The 12,991-nt window shown below is 57.9% G+C and carries 15 protein-coding genes and 1 pseudogene; 15 read left to right on the top strand and 1 reads right to left on the bottom strand.

From position 1 onward, the window contains the following. Positions 1-18: 18 nt before the first annotated feature. From O8B93_RS26065 to O8B93_RS26030, 8 genes are read left to right on the top strand one after another with little or no spacing between them, the layout of a single operon-like run. Positions 19-540 carry a hypothetical protein gene (locus O8B93_RS26065; RefSeq protein WP_269712791.1) on the top strand — a complete coding sequence of 174 codons (522 nt, stop codon included), beginning with the start codon at positions 19-21 and terminating at the stop codon, positions 538-540. Further along, positions 540-1,136 (top strand): head-tail connector protein, encoded by a 597-nt coding sequence (locus O8B93_RS26060; RefSeq protein ID WP_269712790.1) that lies wholly within the window; start codon positions 540-542, stop codon positions 1,134-1,136. The genes O8B93_RS26065 and O8B93_RS26060 overlap by 1 nt, the downstream gene beginning before the upstream one ends. A 4-nt stretch (positions 1,137-1,140) precedes the next feature. Continuing rightward, the gene (locus O8B93_RS26055) at positions 1,141-1,347 is read left to right on the top strand and encodes a hypothetical protein (RefSeq protein ID WP_269712788.1); all 207 of its coding nucleotides are present in this window, start codon (positions 1,141-1,143) and stop codon (positions 1,345-1,347) included. Further along, positions 1,322-1,672 (top strand): phage head closure protein, encoded by a 351-nt coding sequence (locus tag O8B93_RS26050; RefSeq protein ID WP_269712786.1) that lies wholly within the window; start codon positions 1,322-1,324, stop codon positions 1,670-1,672. Before O8B93_RS26055 ends, O8B93_RS26050 begins: the two co-directional genes overlap by 26 nt. After that, the gene (locus O8B93_RS26045; RefSeq protein ID WP_269712785.1) at positions 1,669-2,133 is read left to right on the top strand and encodes an HK97-gp10 family putative phage morphogenesis protein; all 465 of its coding nucleotides are present in this window, start codon (positions 1,669-1,671) and stop codon (positions 2,131-2,133) included. The genes O8B93_RS26050 and O8B93_RS26045 overlap by 4 nt, the downstream gene beginning before the upstream one ends. Then, the gene (locus tag O8B93_RS26040) at positions 2,130-2,552 is read left to right on the top strand and encodes a DUF3168 domain-containing protein (RefSeq protein ID WP_269712783.1); all 423 of its coding nucleotides are present in this window, start codon (positions 2,130-2,132) and stop codon (positions 2,550-2,552) included. Before O8B93_RS26045 ends, O8B93_RS26040 begins: the two co-directional genes overlap by 4 nt. A 24-nt stretch (positions 2,553-2,576) precedes the next feature. Beyond that, positions 2,577-3,026, top strand: coding sequence for a phage tail tube protein (locus O8B93_RS26035; RefSeq protein ID WP_269712782.1), 450 nt, complete (start codon positions 2,577-2,579; stop codon positions 3,024-3,026). Then, positions 3,026-3,406: a gene transfer agent family protein gene (locus O8B93_RS26030; protein WP_269712781.1), complete on the top strand. Its 381-nt coding sequence runs from the start codon at positions 3,026-3,028 to the stop codon at positions 3,404-3,406. The genes O8B93_RS26035 and O8B93_RS26030 overlap by 1 nt, the downstream gene beginning before the upstream one ends. A 185-nt stretch (positions 3,407-3,591) precedes the next feature. On the opposite strand, the gene O8B93_RS26025 is transcribed toward O8B93_RS26030, so the two are convergent. Then, positions 3,592-3,864, bottom strand: coding sequence for a hypothetical protein (locus tag O8B93_RS26025; protein WP_269712780.1), 273 nt, complete (start codon positions 3,862-3,864; stop codon positions 3,592-3,594). Positions 3,865-3,882: 18 nt separating this feature from the next. Here O8B93_RS26025 and O8B93_RS26020 point away from each other — a divergent pair, with 18 nt between their 5' ends. The 7 genes and pseudogenes from O8B93_RS26020 to O8B93_RS25990 all read left to right on the top strand — a co-directional run. Next, positions 3,883-6,597: a tape measure protein gene (locus tag O8B93_RS26020; RefSeq protein ID WP_269712779.1), complete on the top strand. Its 2,715-nt coding sequence runs from the start codon at positions 3,883-3,885 to the stop codon at positions 6,595-6,597. Continuing rightward, positions 6,597-7,214 (top strand): hypothetical protein, encoded by a 618-nt coding sequence (locus tag O8B93_RS26015; RefSeq protein ID WP_269712777.1) that lies wholly within the window; start codon positions 6,597-6,599, stop codon positions 7,212-7,214. Before O8B93_RS26020 ends, O8B93_RS26015 begins: the two co-directional genes overlap by 1 nt. 6 nt (positions 7,215-7,220) lie before the next feature. Then, a complete protein-coding gene (locus tag O8B93_RS26010; RefSeq protein ID WP_269712776.1) occupies positions 7,221-7,799 on the top strand; it encodes a DUF2163 domain-containing protein in 579 nt (192 codons plus the stop codon). A gap of 8 nt (positions 7,800-7,807) precedes the next feature. After that, positions 7,808-8,212 (top strand): DUF6950 family protein, encoded by a 405-nt coding sequence (locus O8B93_RS26005; RefSeq protein ID WP_269712774.1) that lies wholly within the window; start codon positions 7,808-7,810, stop codon positions 8,210-8,212. Then, complete coding sequence (locus O8B93_RS26000) at positions 8,212-10,626, top strand: phage tail protein (RefSeq protein WP_269712773.1); 2,415 nt, start codon at positions 8,212-8,214, stop codon at positions 10,624-10,626. The genes O8B93_RS26005 and O8B93_RS26000 overlap by 1 nt, the downstream gene beginning before the upstream one ends. Beyond that, positions 10,623-12,143, top strand: coding sequence for a hypothetical protein (locus tag O8B93_RS25995; RefSeq protein ID WP_269712772.1), 1,521 nt, complete (start codon positions 10,623-10,625; stop codon positions 12,141-12,143). Before O8B93_RS26000 ends, O8B93_RS25995 begins: the two co-directional genes overlap by 4 nt. A 2-nt stretch (positions 12,144-12,145) precedes the next feature. Continuing rightward, positions 12,146-12,991: pseudogene (locus tag O8B93_RS25990) on the top strand (hypothetical protein); the annotation flags it as partial.

The raw sequence follows: 12,991 nt of genomic DNA, 5'->3' as shown, positions 1-12,991 counted from the left end.
AACCGATGGAGAAGAACCATGAAATTGAAAGCAGTACGCAGTAGCTTTGGAAAATACGGTAATGTTCGCCGTGACGATCTTATCGAGCCTGAAGACAAGTCAGAAGCTAAGGCGCTTGTCGCATCTGGCCTTTACGTCGAATACGACGAAAAAGCCGAAAGGCAGGCCAAAGAAGAGCGCGAGGCAAAAGCGCTCGCAGACGCCGAAGCGGCCAAGGCTGCCGAGGCGGAAAACCAGAAAGCCGGGCGCGCTCTGGCCGACAAGCTGGACGAGCTGACAGCCGAAAACGCCACGCTTGTGCAAACCGTTGCGGATCGTGACGCCACAATCGTCGATCTGCGTACGCAGCTCGATAAGCAGGCCGAAGAACTGGGGAAAATCCCCGGTCTCGAAAACGCCATCAAGGCAAAAGACGCCGCCATCGCCATTTTTGAACAGCAGCTTTCCGCGCTCGACAGCAAGGATGGCGTGACGCCTGCGGATGATGGTTCGAGCAACGAAACCGGCAAGAAATCAGCCGGCAAGAAGGACGGCAAATAATGAACCCTGATATCCGTGTCGTGGAAAAGCCGGAACCGATTGTGTCGCTCGATGACGCTCGCCGGCATCTGGCCGATTTGCCGGAAGAAGATGAGCCTTTTGTTGAGGGCCTTATCCTTGCGGCCACGACATGGATTGATGGCCCGACTGGTTGGCTCGGCCGCGCCCTCGGTATCCAGACGCTGGAATTGGCCGTGCAGGACTTCTATTCAAGCGAGTGCGGGGGCATTCCATTGCCGTTTCCGCCAGTGCTTGACGTGATCTCGATCCAATATCGAGGGGCGGATGGCACCTATCAGACGCTGCCAGCCTTGGATTACGAAACCGATATCGGCGGGGTCTACCCGGTTTCAGGCTCATGGCCGTTTGTTTCCGGGCGCGGGGATAACGTCCTCATTCGCTTCAAAGTCGGGTGCGCCCGCAAGAATAACGACGGCGCTTTCGTTAGCGACGTTCCCGAACCTATCCGGTTCGCCGTGCTGCTGCTGGTGGCTCACTGGTATCGGAACCGCGAGGCCGTAGTCGTCGGCGCGGACGTTACCAATCTCCCTTTTGCGGTCGATGCGCTTTTGCAGCCGTACCGCGTCTATCGATAGGTGCATGATGGCAAGCGTCAGATTCATTTCGGACTTTGATTACAAGCCGGTTCGCGCCGTGACGGTCGAGTACAAAGCCGGCTGGGAAGGCACCGTAAAAAAAGATTGCGCCATGAAGGCGGTAGCGGCCGGGAAAGCGGTCTGGATTGGCGGCCGAACTAGGCCAGCGAAAAAGGCGGTTTCAGATGGCGGCGACCAGATCAGCGGGTGATTTGTTCCATTGCGTTGCTTTCGACGTCCGAGAGGAAGTCGACAGGGGCGATGGCGTCACAGTCGGAAATTGGGTGGAAAAGTTTCAGGTGAGGGCCGGTTTTACGCCATTGCGTGGAGGTGAGGCCGTCTTGGCCGGCCGCCTACAGGGGCAGCAAAACCAAATTGTTTACGTGCGTGCCTCCCGGAAAACTCTGGAAGTTAACGCCGATTGGCGCGTCCGGGATGTCCGGTCAGGTGTCTCGTATAACATTCGTGAAATAACCCGAACGCGCGACCGCCTTTGGCTCGATTTCCTTTGTCAGAGCGGGGTTGCTGACGGATGACGAAAATTCGGAACCTCGACCGCCTGAAGCGCAAACTCGTGCAACTGCCGGCCGTTGCGAAAGACCGTATCAGGGTTGCCATGGAACGGCAGGCGGATCGCATTGTGGCGATGATGAAAAGCCTTGTGCCGGTCGATGATGGGACGTTGCGTGACAGCATCGGCTGGACATGGGGAAAGGCTCCAAAAGGGTCGATGGTTCTCGCCAAGGTCAAGGCCACGGCTTCGGACGATATGACGCTCACGATTTACGCCGGCAACAGCGAGGCATTCTATGCTCGGTGGGTCGAGTTTGGGACCGCGCGGCATGAAAACGGCGGCATGTTCGCCGGCACACAGCACCCCGGAACGACAGCCCAGCCGTTCTTCTATGTGTCTTGGCGCTCCAACAAAAGGCGGGCGGTTCGTGCTGTACGCCGCGCCACCCGGCAGGCAATCAAGAAAGTGGCGGAAGGATCATGACACTAGACGCTACTCACGAATTGCAAGTCGCAATTGTTTCCACTCTACGCGCAGACGCGGCCGTTACCGCGCTTGTCGGCAACCGGGTATATGACCGGGTTCCAATGGAGGCCGGCAAAATCACGGCCGAGTTCCCCTATATTTCCTTCGGTCCTACTCAGGACGTTCCCGAGGATTTTGACTGCATCGACGCTTCGGAGCTGTTTATCCAGATTGATGCATGGTCGCGTGATCCGGGTTTTGCCGAAGGTCGAAAAATCGCCAAGGCGATCAAGGCCGGACTTCACGAGCAAAGTCTTGCCCTTGCCGATAACGCGCTCGTTTATTTCGAGTTCGAGGGGCGGCGGGATATTCGCGCGCCTGATGGCCTGACGACGCAGATCGTCATGACCTTTCGAGCCGGGGTCGAAAACCACTAATCACATCGAACAGGAGGCCATTCAATGGCGCAGCCAACCACCATCAAGGGGGGCAAAATTCGCGTGCTTCTCGGAAACGCCGCGAACCCTATCGTATATTCCGCGCCCTGCGGTTTTTCCCAGCGCTCCATTTCCTTTAGCAAGGGGCTTGAGGAACAGCAGATTCCCGACTGTGACAATCCCGATGAAGTGGACTGGCTTGGTCGCGATGCTGTTTCTTTGTCCATGTCGATCAACGGCGAAGGCGTTCTGGCAGCTGAAAGCGTCGAAACTTGGCTGGACGCTTGGGAGAGCGTGGACTCGATTCCGGCGAAAGTCGAAATGGAATTTCCCGCCAAAACGATCACATGGACCGGGAAAATGCATGTGGAAACGCTGGAAGTCGGGGCGAACAACGGCCGCCGCGCTACCAACAACGTCTCCATGCAGAGTGACGGCAAGATGACGCGTGTTGTCACGCCGGCCGGTGGCTGATGCGTAGTGCCCGCATTGAGCTGGATTGGGGAGACGGAACGTATACGTTCCGTCTCGCTTGGGGGCAGCTGATAGAGCTTCAGGAAAAATGTGATGCTGGCCCTTATGTCATCCTGCAGCGTCTCCAGACCGGGGCATGGCAAATTGAGGATATCAGCAATGTTATCCGCCTTGGCCTTATAGGCGGCGGGATGACGGCCGTTGACGCTTTGAAAAAGACGCGCGCCTACGTCGAGGCTTTCCCGCCAATGGACAATCTGTTGCCCGCCCAGGGTATACTTGCGGCGGCTCTTATGGGTGCGCCGGATGAGGCCGTGGGGGAGGCCGACGCGGCAATTCCAAAGGAAAACAGCTCGACGCTCTCCCAAACGGAAAGCTGAGAATTGCCGCGATATACGGGACAGGCGCGGTGATGGGGTTCACCCCGGCCGAATGTGACGAGATGTCCGTTTGGGCTTTCATGGCGGCTGTGGATGGGTACGTTGAAGCTCATTCCACGGACGATGGCAGCTTGACCACTCAAGAGGTCGATGAATTGTGGGATTGGATACAGGAAGGGGAGGGGCTATCGCCATAGTCCGTTATCTTCCGGTTCATTCGTCCCTTCATACTCTCGACCGGCGATCATCATCGGGATGGACGCAAGGAACATGACCACGCCGGCGATGATGACGGCGTGGTACAGCGTCACGTCTGGAACCTCGGTTAGCCCGGTTCCCCTCAGTGATTTCAGATAGGCAATAAGCCACTCCCTCATCCCGTACGAAATAATTGGGCCTGCTACGAAAAAGAGCAGGCCAAATTTTCCAACTCGGGTGAACCGCTGCTTCAGCTTCACGCGCTGCCTCTCCCCTGTTTGCAACGCTGCTTAGATATCAGGACGAAATCAAAAATGGCAACAACAGACATCGAGCGGCTTGTCGTCCAGCTGTCGGCGGACTTTCGCCAATTCCAGAACGCGATGAACCGCAATGTTGGTATCGTTAACCGGAACGCGCAGGCTATCGAAAGCCGCTTCCAGAAAATGAACCAGAACATTTCGGCCTCTTTCCGCAATATCCTCTTGGGTTCGGTGGCCGGCATCGGAACCGCTCTAAGTGTTTCCGAGGTTGCGGGCTATGCGGATGCATGGACGGAAGCCGGGAATAAGATCAATGCGGCCGCACAGTCCATGGGGGTTTCCGCACGGCCTCTCTCGGAGCTGAACCGAGGCGCAATCGAAGCCCGCGCTTCGATCACGGATTATGCCGACCTCTATGCCCGCCTTCTTCGTTCATCCTCGAACGTTGCCAAAAACGAGCAAGAAATTGCGACGGCGACAAGCACGGTTGCGAAAGCCTTCAAGGCGGGCGGCGCGTCGGCGCAAGAGCAGGCGGCCGGTATCATGCAGTTGGGACAGGCGCTAGGCTCTGGCGTCCTTCAAGGTGATGAACTGCGATCTCTTAGAGAGAACGCGCCTATCCTTGCAGATGCCATCGCCAAGGAATTCAAGACGACGATTGCCGGCCTGAAGGAGTTGGGCGCGGAAGGAAAGTTGACCTCGGACCGGGTTTTCAAGGCAATCCTTGCTGCTCAAAAGCCCATTGAAGCGCAGTTTCAGGCCACAAACGCCACCATTGGTGACAGCTTCACGCGCCTGAAAAACGAAATCACGCAATATGTCGGTAGCGCTGATTCATCGGTTGGCGCATCCGGCAAGATTGGTGATGTCATGGGCCTCCTGTCCGATAACATCGGCGCGGTGGCGGATGCCGTCATTATTCTTTCCGGCGCTTTGCTGGTGAACTATGCCGGCAACGCCGTAAATGGTGCGGTGGCCGCCACCTACAAACTCGCATCCGCCCAGCTCGCGGAACGCGCGGCCTCTGTCGAGACGGCACGAAGCGCGCTTGCGGCAGCACAGGCAAAGCAGGCCGCAGCGGCCGCGAACCTGCGATATGCTGAAACGGCCTTGCTCGCGGCAAGGAATGGTGCGGCTCTCGGGTTGAGTGTGCAGAAGGCGTCAAGAGACATGCTTGCGGCGCGGACCGCGCTGACTGCCGCAAACTCGAAAGTGGTATTGACCACTGCGGCCGCAAACGCCGCTATTGCCAATACCGGCATCGTTGCAACCGTGTCTGCCGGCGCTATGCGTGCATTCGGCGGCGCTTTGGCGCTTGTCGGCGGGCCGGCAGGTGCGGCGCTTCTGGCGGCCTATGCTCTGTACCAGATGTACGATGCCAACACGGACGCTCAGCGAGCTGCAAAAGCACATGGCGAAACTGTCAAAGCACTCGGGTTTGAAATCCAGAATCTGGACTACGCAAATTCCGAGGCGGTGGCTTCTACCCGTACAAAGATTGTTGCGGATATTGAGGCTGCGAAAGCGGCCTTGCAGCGCGCCAAGGCGGAAAGGGAGCTTGCAGCATCAATCATCCAACAGGAAGTTGACCCTTCCATGTCGCTGTTGCCGACGCCGCAGGCAACCGATGTTCAGAACACGGTTTCCGAAAGCCCGCTGGTTAGGGATCGGCAGGCGCTTATCGACGCGCTTGATAAGCAGCTTTCCGACCTTGAGGGCATAAACTCCAAGTTCGAATCCTACGCCAGCGGCAAGGAAAAGCCGACGCAAAATACTGCCGGTTTTGGTGGGGGTATTGGTGATCTCGGGGAAGCAACCGGGAAAGCCAAAGCCCCAAAGAAAACCGCCGATGATCGTTTTTCGGAAGATATTCAGGCGGTGAAGGACAGGACCGCCGCGCTTATCCAAGAACAGCAGATCGTCGGTCAAAGCTTCTACGTGCAGGAAAAGCGGCGCATGGCGCTCGACCTGGAACAGCAGGCTTTGCGGGATGTTCGCGAAGAGGCGAGGAAAAAAGGTGTTGCGGACTGGCAGAATGCACAGCTGACGCCAGATCACATTGCCAAAATCAACGCCGCATCTGAGGCGTATGCAAAGCAGTCAGACGTTCTTCGAGAGCTTGAAGAAGCCCAGCAGCGGGCGGAAAGCGCCTCTCAAGAATTCTACGACACTGCCAAAACGGGTTTCGTGGATGTCATAAAAGGCACAACCAGCCTCAGCGAAGCCCTCTCAAATCTCGCCGGCAAGCTTTCTGACCTTTTTCTGAACAGCGCGTTCGATTCGATGTTTGGAGGTTCGAAGGCAACGGGGAGCGGTGGGTGGCTGTCCAATATCTTCAAGGGGCTTGGCTTTGCGGACGGCGGCTACACGGGTGCTGGTGGAAAGTATCAACCCGCCGGCGTCGTTCACAAAGGCGAATATGTCTTTGATGCGGACTCCGTTCGCCGGGCTGGCGGTCCTGCGGCGATGGATGCCATGCGCAGGGGCCTGAAGGGTTACGCGGACGGCGGTGCGGTAGGGGCGGTATCCGCTCCGCGAATTCCGAAAGTCGCAGCGATGAACGCCTCCCGCTCGGGAAACACGACCGTTGATGCCCGAACGACCATTCAGGCAAGCGGAAACGAAGAGACGGACGCCAAACTTATGGCGTTCGCTCGCGAACGAGACGCGCAGTTGCCGAGCCAAGTCTACAAAATCATTAAAGATGGACAGAAAAGGCGGATCATCTAATGGCCCTAACCTTTCCGCGTGAGCTGCCGAATGTGGTTTTCACAACGGCCGATCTGACGCTTGACGATGGCGTGACCGCCTCGGCCACACGCGGCAAGCTCACCAACTATTCGCAGGTTGCCGAACCATCATGGTCGGCATCCTTTGTCACAAAGCCGCTCACGTTCTCCGAGAAATCCTCTCTGGAATCGTGGTGGCTTTCCCTTCGTGGCGGGACGCGGGCAAAGGGTGTCATCTTTCGGCATCCTCGCGTCTGCTACCCGAAAGCGCATTGGCAAAATCATGCTCCTGCCGAGGACGAAGGGTTGCTGGCCTCAGTGACGGACGGAAATGTTCTGTCCGTCACTGGTGTGTCACCCGATCTTGGTCTCGATGATACCGACCTGATCGGCCTCGAATTTCTGACCCGCACCTATCTCGGGAAAGTCGTCGAGGTTTCCGGCGCTGGTACGACGCGGACGATTACGGTCGAGCCGCCACCATACAGGGCCGTTGCGCAGGCTGGGGCAATTGTCCGGTTTGCTAAAATCCCGCTCATCATGCGGCCGGTTCCCGGCAGCTTTTCGGCTCCTGAAGCCAATGGGCGTTATGTTGTTTCCTTCAAGCTTCAGGAATGACGGCAGATGATGTCTCCAGAAGTAAAGGCCCTCTACAATGAGGGGCGCATCAGCACGCGGCAGATGCTGCGATTTCAGTTCCCATCCGGCGTTTACGGCTTCATTTCTGACCGCTCGCCACTCGTCTGGCAGGGTGTGACGTATATCGAGTTCGGCCTAATCAAGGTGTCTGGCCTTGAAGATGGCAACGGAACGAACGCCAGCAGCTCTTTTACGCTGACACTTGCGGCCAGCCCTGATGATGGCCTCACGCCGGAAATTCTCCAGCAGATCGAAGATGAAGAATACCGGGATACGCCGGTTACGATCTTCGACGCGCATTTCCATCCGGACACGCGCGAGCTGCTACAGGTCGAGGCTGTGGCGCGTGGTTATCTCGATACCATCGACCATGACGAAGACGAGAACGGCTATGTGCTGACGGCGCAATGCGAAGGCCGCCAGCTCGATTACAGTCGCAAGAACGGCCGCGTGCGCTCGGTTGCAGATCAGCAGCGGCGCGCACCGGGCGACAGGTTCTTTGAGCACGCCGGCAAGGCCGGCCGAACCGAAGTGTTTTGGGGCCGCTTGGCTTCATCCAAGTAGGAAATCACATGCGACAATCTGGATGGGAAGCGCGCCTCAATGCGGTTGTGGCGCGGCATCAAGACTTGCCCAGCGAATGGGGCGTTTCCGACTGTTACATCCTGCCGGATGATGCAGTCGAGGCAGTGCGTGGTTCCTTCATGCATCCGAAGGGCCGCAATTATACGACAGAAGCCGGCGCAGCCAAGCAGCTGCGCAAGCATGGCTTTGCGAACGTCAAAGAGGCGTTCGCGGCCGCCTTTTCGGAAATCCCGCCTGTCATGGCCCAGCGTGGCGATATCGGCGTGATTGAACGCGACGGCCGGTTTTCAGGCGGCGTCTTTACCTCAATCGGATTTGCGACACGCGCCCACGGCGGGCCGGTCGAATTTGTGCCTGTCTATTACGTGACAGCGGCATTCAGGGTGGAATAATGGGCTTCCTCGCACCTGTCGTTTCTTTCGTTGGCGGTATCCTCGGAACCGGCCTCGGCAAGATGCTTGTCGGCCTCGGCCTCAACCTCATCGTTTCAAAGATGGAGGAACGCCGGGCGAAGAAAGCGCAGGCCGCAGCAGCCGGCACGAAGTTCGACCGGGACTATGGCGAGAACGTCAGCCGCAAAGCTGCCTGCGGCCCTGTCGCACTCGCCGGCCACGATTGCTACGTCAACACATGGGAACAGGCGAACCGCAATCTTGAGCAGGTCTACGTGTTCTCAGATTTCCCGTGCGATGGCCTTGTACGGATTTGGGCGGGCGGCTCGCAGCTCAATCTGACGACAGCCGATAACAAGCGGTATGAGGTGGCGACCGGTGACTATGCCGGCCGGATGTTCTTCACGTTCTACGATGGAACGCAGACGGCCGCCGATGGCGCGATGATCGCGCATAGCAACCCTGTCGGCCGCTGGACGCAAGATCATATCGGCGTCGGTATCTGCTGGCTGAAAGTCGAGCTGATTTACGATCAGGAGAAGCTAAATCAGTTTCCCGACTTCTTTTTCGAGCTGCGTGGCGCTCGCCTCTACGATTTCCGCAAGGATTCGAGCATTGGCGGAAACGGCAACCATCGCTGGGGCGACTACTCGACTTACGAGTATACGGAAAACCCGGTCATTATGGATTACAACTATCGCCGGGGCTTTTCGTGGAACGGTGATCTGTTCCTCGGCATGGATATGCCGGCGTTCGATCTGCCTTTCGACCGCTATGTGATGGCCGCCAATCTCTGTGATGAATTCGTAGACTACGGCCGGCGTTATCGTTGCTCGATACTGCTCGATGCCGATCTCGATCACGGCGACAATATAGACGCGCTCATGTTGTCGTGTGGCGGCACGGTTGTTGATGGCGTTGAAGGGTCATGGCCGATCATCGGCTCGGAACAGCCGATTGTTGCCACCTTTACCGACGACGATCTTGTGCGCGGCGAAAAGGTCCGCTTCCGCAAGCGTCGCTCAATGGGCGATCTCGTCAACGCGGTTTCCGGCACCTATCACGAGCCGGGAAACATGTGGTCACCTGCTGGCTATGACGTGCAAACCAGCGCGGCCATAGTGGCGATTGACCGGCGCGGCCGCGACGTTCCGCTCAGTTTCGGCATGGTATTTTCCAAGGGGCAGGCAAACCAGCTCGCCAGCATCTATTTCAACGAAAACCGATACGAGGCGACGGCGGAAGTTGTCCTTCGGCCGGGCTTCCGAGATATCAAGGCGGGTGATTGGGTATTTTGGGACAGCCGGAACGAAAAGCGGCGTGGCGTCTACATGGTGCAAGGCCGCTCGATCTCGGCGCTTGATAGTGACGGGCCCCGAAACGTGGCCCTGTCGCTGCAAGAGCGCAACGGCCTCATCTATAAGGCCGTGGGCGTCATTCCGCCGACCATTCCAATCCCGAACGATCAGCCGATTTACCTCAACGAGCTGCAAGACTTCGCAGTTACGCCGGTTCTCGGCGTCGGCGCTGACGGCCGCAGCTATCCTGCCTTCCGCCTGTCATGGGCGAAAATCGAAGACGTAACCATTCGCGCCATCGATTTTGAATACTGGCTGAAAAGCGAGCCGCAGAACGTCGTTCCGCGCACCGTCACGGCTGACAAGCTTGTGGCGCTCTTGCAGGAAGGCGTTCTGAGCCTGTCGGATTACCAGTTCCGTTACAAGTTCGTCGCGGATCGGCCGACAAGCTGGACGCAGCCAATCACGGTGCGTTCTCTGGACGGCGGTAACGCGGATCTCGAAATCGGGCTGGGACAGGTACGGAAAGACATTTCCGACCGCCTGTTAGGGCTGCAAGCCGATATCGATAATCTGTGGCAACAGGTCGATAGCGTTTCGATGGTCACCTCGACCACCGACACGGTGGCCCAGCTCGAACGGCAGGCCATGCGCGCCCAGCTCGGCAACTCCATTGCCTCCATCATTCGTGAAAGCGAAGTGCGGGCAACGCAGATCGGCGCAATGGCTCGTCGCGTGGATGGTGTCCGCGCCGAGATGGGCGACGTTCTGGCCGATGGCTATCTTTCCATGACGGCCCAAACGACAGGTGATGTTCTCTCCCGCGTGGAAATCGCCGCCCGGGCGCGCAAGGGCGAACAGGCGGCGCTTGCCGCTCTTATCCTGCGCGTCTTCATGGAAAACGGCGTCCTCAAAACTGAAAACATTCTGTCCGCCAATCGCACCATTTTCGTAGATGAAAACGGGCAAGGCGGGCAGCAAATCGTTGTGTTCGATCAGAACGGCGTGCGTCTGGCGGTTGCCAATATCGGCACGGTCAACGCCGGTCTGCTGCAAAGCCCGAACGGCAAAATGCAGATCAATCTAAGCGCCGGAACCATAGTGATACGCTCATGACACAAACGCTTATCGGCCTCGACTATGCCGGGGTGCCTTGCGTGAAAATCACCAAAGGCAACTTCGATCCGGTGACAACGCCGGACGGCCAAGTCGGGGCCTTTTTCTACAATTCCAAATGGTCGGCTGATGTCAAAGTAACGTTCACTTGGATCATTCCCGATCAACCTGGCTCTGTCTATCATCCGCCCGGCACGGGGCCGTCGAACTACACGTTTCACTCGTTTAGTTCCTCGGGGAGCGGTGCCTACAGCCAGCACAAGTTTTTCCGGCACGGCTATTTTCCGAACCTGCCTTACGGTTTCCCGCTGTTCGATATCAAAAGCATCCGGATTTCGAACGGCCGGTTTATCGGGGAGATGGTGCGCAAAAGCTCCATGACCGGATACCAGCAGCGCGGGACGAAATGGACATCCTCGGCCGGCCCGGAAATGGGCTGGCTGGAGAATTTCCGCACCGATGGCGTTCCCTCAGCCGGCACCATGACGGGCATTTATACCCAAAGCATGTACGCGCAGGTTGGCACGTTTGAGTATTTCAGGAAGGCGGTTGTCATCTGGCGCCTCCCCGGCGACAACACGGCCATTCTTGACGGCCAGCCTAAAGCGCCGGTTCCCGGCCAGCAGTCCATCCAGATCAGCAAGGATGGCGTGCGGGTCGCAAAGCCCGGCTATGACGTGAACGTGGCGAGCCTGACGCAGATTGCCTTCGACAGCTCCAACAACCCGGCGAAGATTATCGCGGCCGATGACATCTACCTGCCGGTTGGCGTTACCGATTACGAAATCGGGATCGGCATTCCCTACGGCACGGTTGCGGACGTGCATTATTATGATGGCGGCACGATCTCGTTTCCAGCCTCTCCCTCGGCCACGCCTTACGGCGCTGAATACTGGTTTGAAGGCAGCAGGATCAGGTTCAACAATGCGGACAGACCCTGCCGGGCGCGTTTCATCGTCATCGCCTTTGATGAATCCCCGCCCACGGCTGGCGACAACGAAGTGTTGCGGCAGTTCAATTGGAATGGCCAGAACGTCGTCCAATTCCTGCGGCCGGGGTCGAGCAACAATCCATCATTTGCAGATATCGCCCTCGATAGTCGTTGGCCTTGCCTGCAAATGCTGGCCGAGGGGTACTTGCCGGTTTCTGGCGACGGCCACCAGACCTATCAGGTCAATTTCAATGGCGACGGCGTGTTTCCGATGGTCAAGTTCATGACCGTGCACGGGGGCGGCGGTGATGGCCTTTCGTCATGGAACAAGCGCGTTCGCGCGCCTTACGTCTCGATGATCGGCATTGACCGGATTCCGTCGCCACTGCCGCAGACAATGGCCGGCGATTGCACCTATGCCGATCTCTACGCCAACCACGCCGTTTTTCACACTTACCGGGGCCTGCCTGTCCGGGCCTATTACAACAACTTCTCCGACTTCGATAACGGGCGCATCTCCTACGAGTTCGATAACAGCCTTCAGGGGCTGCGCTATTACATCCTCGGCATTCCACGGAAAGATTAATCATGACCGCTCTTTATAAGGACGGAACCGTGACCCTTGTCCAAGGGTCAGCGGACATCGTCGGCAATGACACTGGCTGGAAAGTCGCGCTCATTGTCGGCGGCACGGTGTTTGTTGAAGCGGAAGGCGGCGCACCGCTCCCTATCCTGCCCGACGACAGCGACGGTGCAAACCTGCATCCGATCACCAACACGAAAATGACGGCCGCCATCAAGTGGACAGGCGCAAGCGGGACGTACAATTACGCTATCGTGCGCGATATGTCCTACAGCCGGCAGCAGTCGGCCAATGCGGACGCGCTGGCGCTCTACCTGCAAAGGCTCAATAATCCGTCTCTGGCGGCCGTCTCGGGGCTGGTGCCAGCAGAAGATAGCTTGATCCTGTTTACCGGGCCTGACACTGCGACCGTCATCCAGCGTTCTAGCCTTGTTCAAGGCGTCGATTACGATGCTGACGCGGACGATATCGCCGGCCGCAACCTCTTCAGCAGCGAGGCCAAAGGCTTCTCTGTTCTTGTTGCTAATGCCGGCGAGGGCCGAACGGCTATCTTCATCAAGCGCAGCTCGACCGATGGGGATTGGTCTGTGCCGTTCTATCTTTCCGGCCCGGTCGGGCCGAAAGGCGATACCGGCGCTACCGGCATCACTGATGCGGGCGTTTATAGCACCATCAGCGCCTACGCGATCCGCGATGCGGTTCTCGATAATGGCTCAACGTGGCTCGCCAAGAGTGCTGTTCCGGCCGGAAACCCGCCGCCTGTTTTGCCTGCCACCCAAAACGATTATTGGCGGCTTCTGGCGCGGCGCGGGATCGATGGTACGGGCATCGGTGACGTTGTTGGGCCTACC

This window comes from Martinezella rhizogenes (assembly GCF_027460065.1).
In the GTDB taxonomy this organism is placed as follows: Bacteria; Pseudomonadota; Alphaproteobacteria; order Rhizobiales; family Rhizobiaceae; genus Agrobacterium; species Agrobacterium rhizogenes_C.
The sequence above is the reverse complement of the archived record's forward strand: the minus strand, read 5'-3'. Positions and strand labels throughout refer to the sequence as shown.

Coding starts and splice junctions, on each gene's coding strand:
- O8B93_RS26065 (WP_269712791.1), top strand. CDS start 19: ATGAAATTGAAAGCAGTACGCAGTAGCTTTGGAAAATACGGTAATGTT.
- O8B93_RS26060 (WP_269712790.1), top strand. CDS start 540: ATGAACCCTGATATCCGTGTCGTGGAAAAGCCGGAACCGATTGTGTCG.
- O8B93_RS26055 (WP_269712788.1), top strand. CDS start 1,141: ATGATGGCAAGCGTCAGATTCATTTCGGACTTTGATTACAAGCCGGTT.
- O8B93_RS26050 (WP_269712786.1), top strand. CDS start 1,322: ATGGCGGCGACCAGATCAGCGGGTGATTTGTTCCATTGCGTTGCTTTC.
- O8B93_RS26045 (WP_269712785.1), top strand. CDS start 1,669: ATGACGAAAATTCGGAACCTCGACCGCCTGAAGCGCAAACTCGTGCAA.
- O8B93_RS26040 (WP_269712783.1), top strand. CDS start 2,130: ATGACACTAGACGCTACTCACGAATTGCAAGTCGCAATTGTTTCCACT.
- O8B93_RS26035 (WP_269712782.1), top strand. CDS start 2,577: ATGGCGCAGCCAACCACCATCAAGGGGGGCAAAATTCGCGTGCTTCTC.
- O8B93_RS26030 (WP_269712781.1), top strand. CDS start 3,026: ATGCGTAGTGCCCGCATTGAGCTGGATTGGGGAGACGGAACGTATACG.
- O8B93_RS26015 (WP_269712777.1), top strand. CDS start 6,597: ATGGCCCTAACCTTTCCGCGTGAGCTGCCGAATGTGGTTTTCACAACG.
- O8B93_RS26010 (WP_269712776.1), top strand. CDS start 7,221: ATGATGTCTCCAGAAGTAAAGGCCCTCTACAATGAGGGGCGCATCAGC.
- O8B93_RS26005 (WP_269712774.1), top strand. CDS start 7,808: ATGCGACAATCTGGATGGGAAGCGCGCCTCAATGCGGTTGTGGCGCGG.
- O8B93_RS26000 (WP_269712773.1), top strand. CDS start 8,212: ATGGGCTTCCTCGCACCTGTCGTTTCTTTCGTTGGCGGTATCCTCGGA.
- O8B93_RS25995 (WP_269712772.1), top strand. CDS start 10,623: ATGACACAAACGCTTATCGGCCTCGACTATGCCGGGGTGCCTTGCGTG.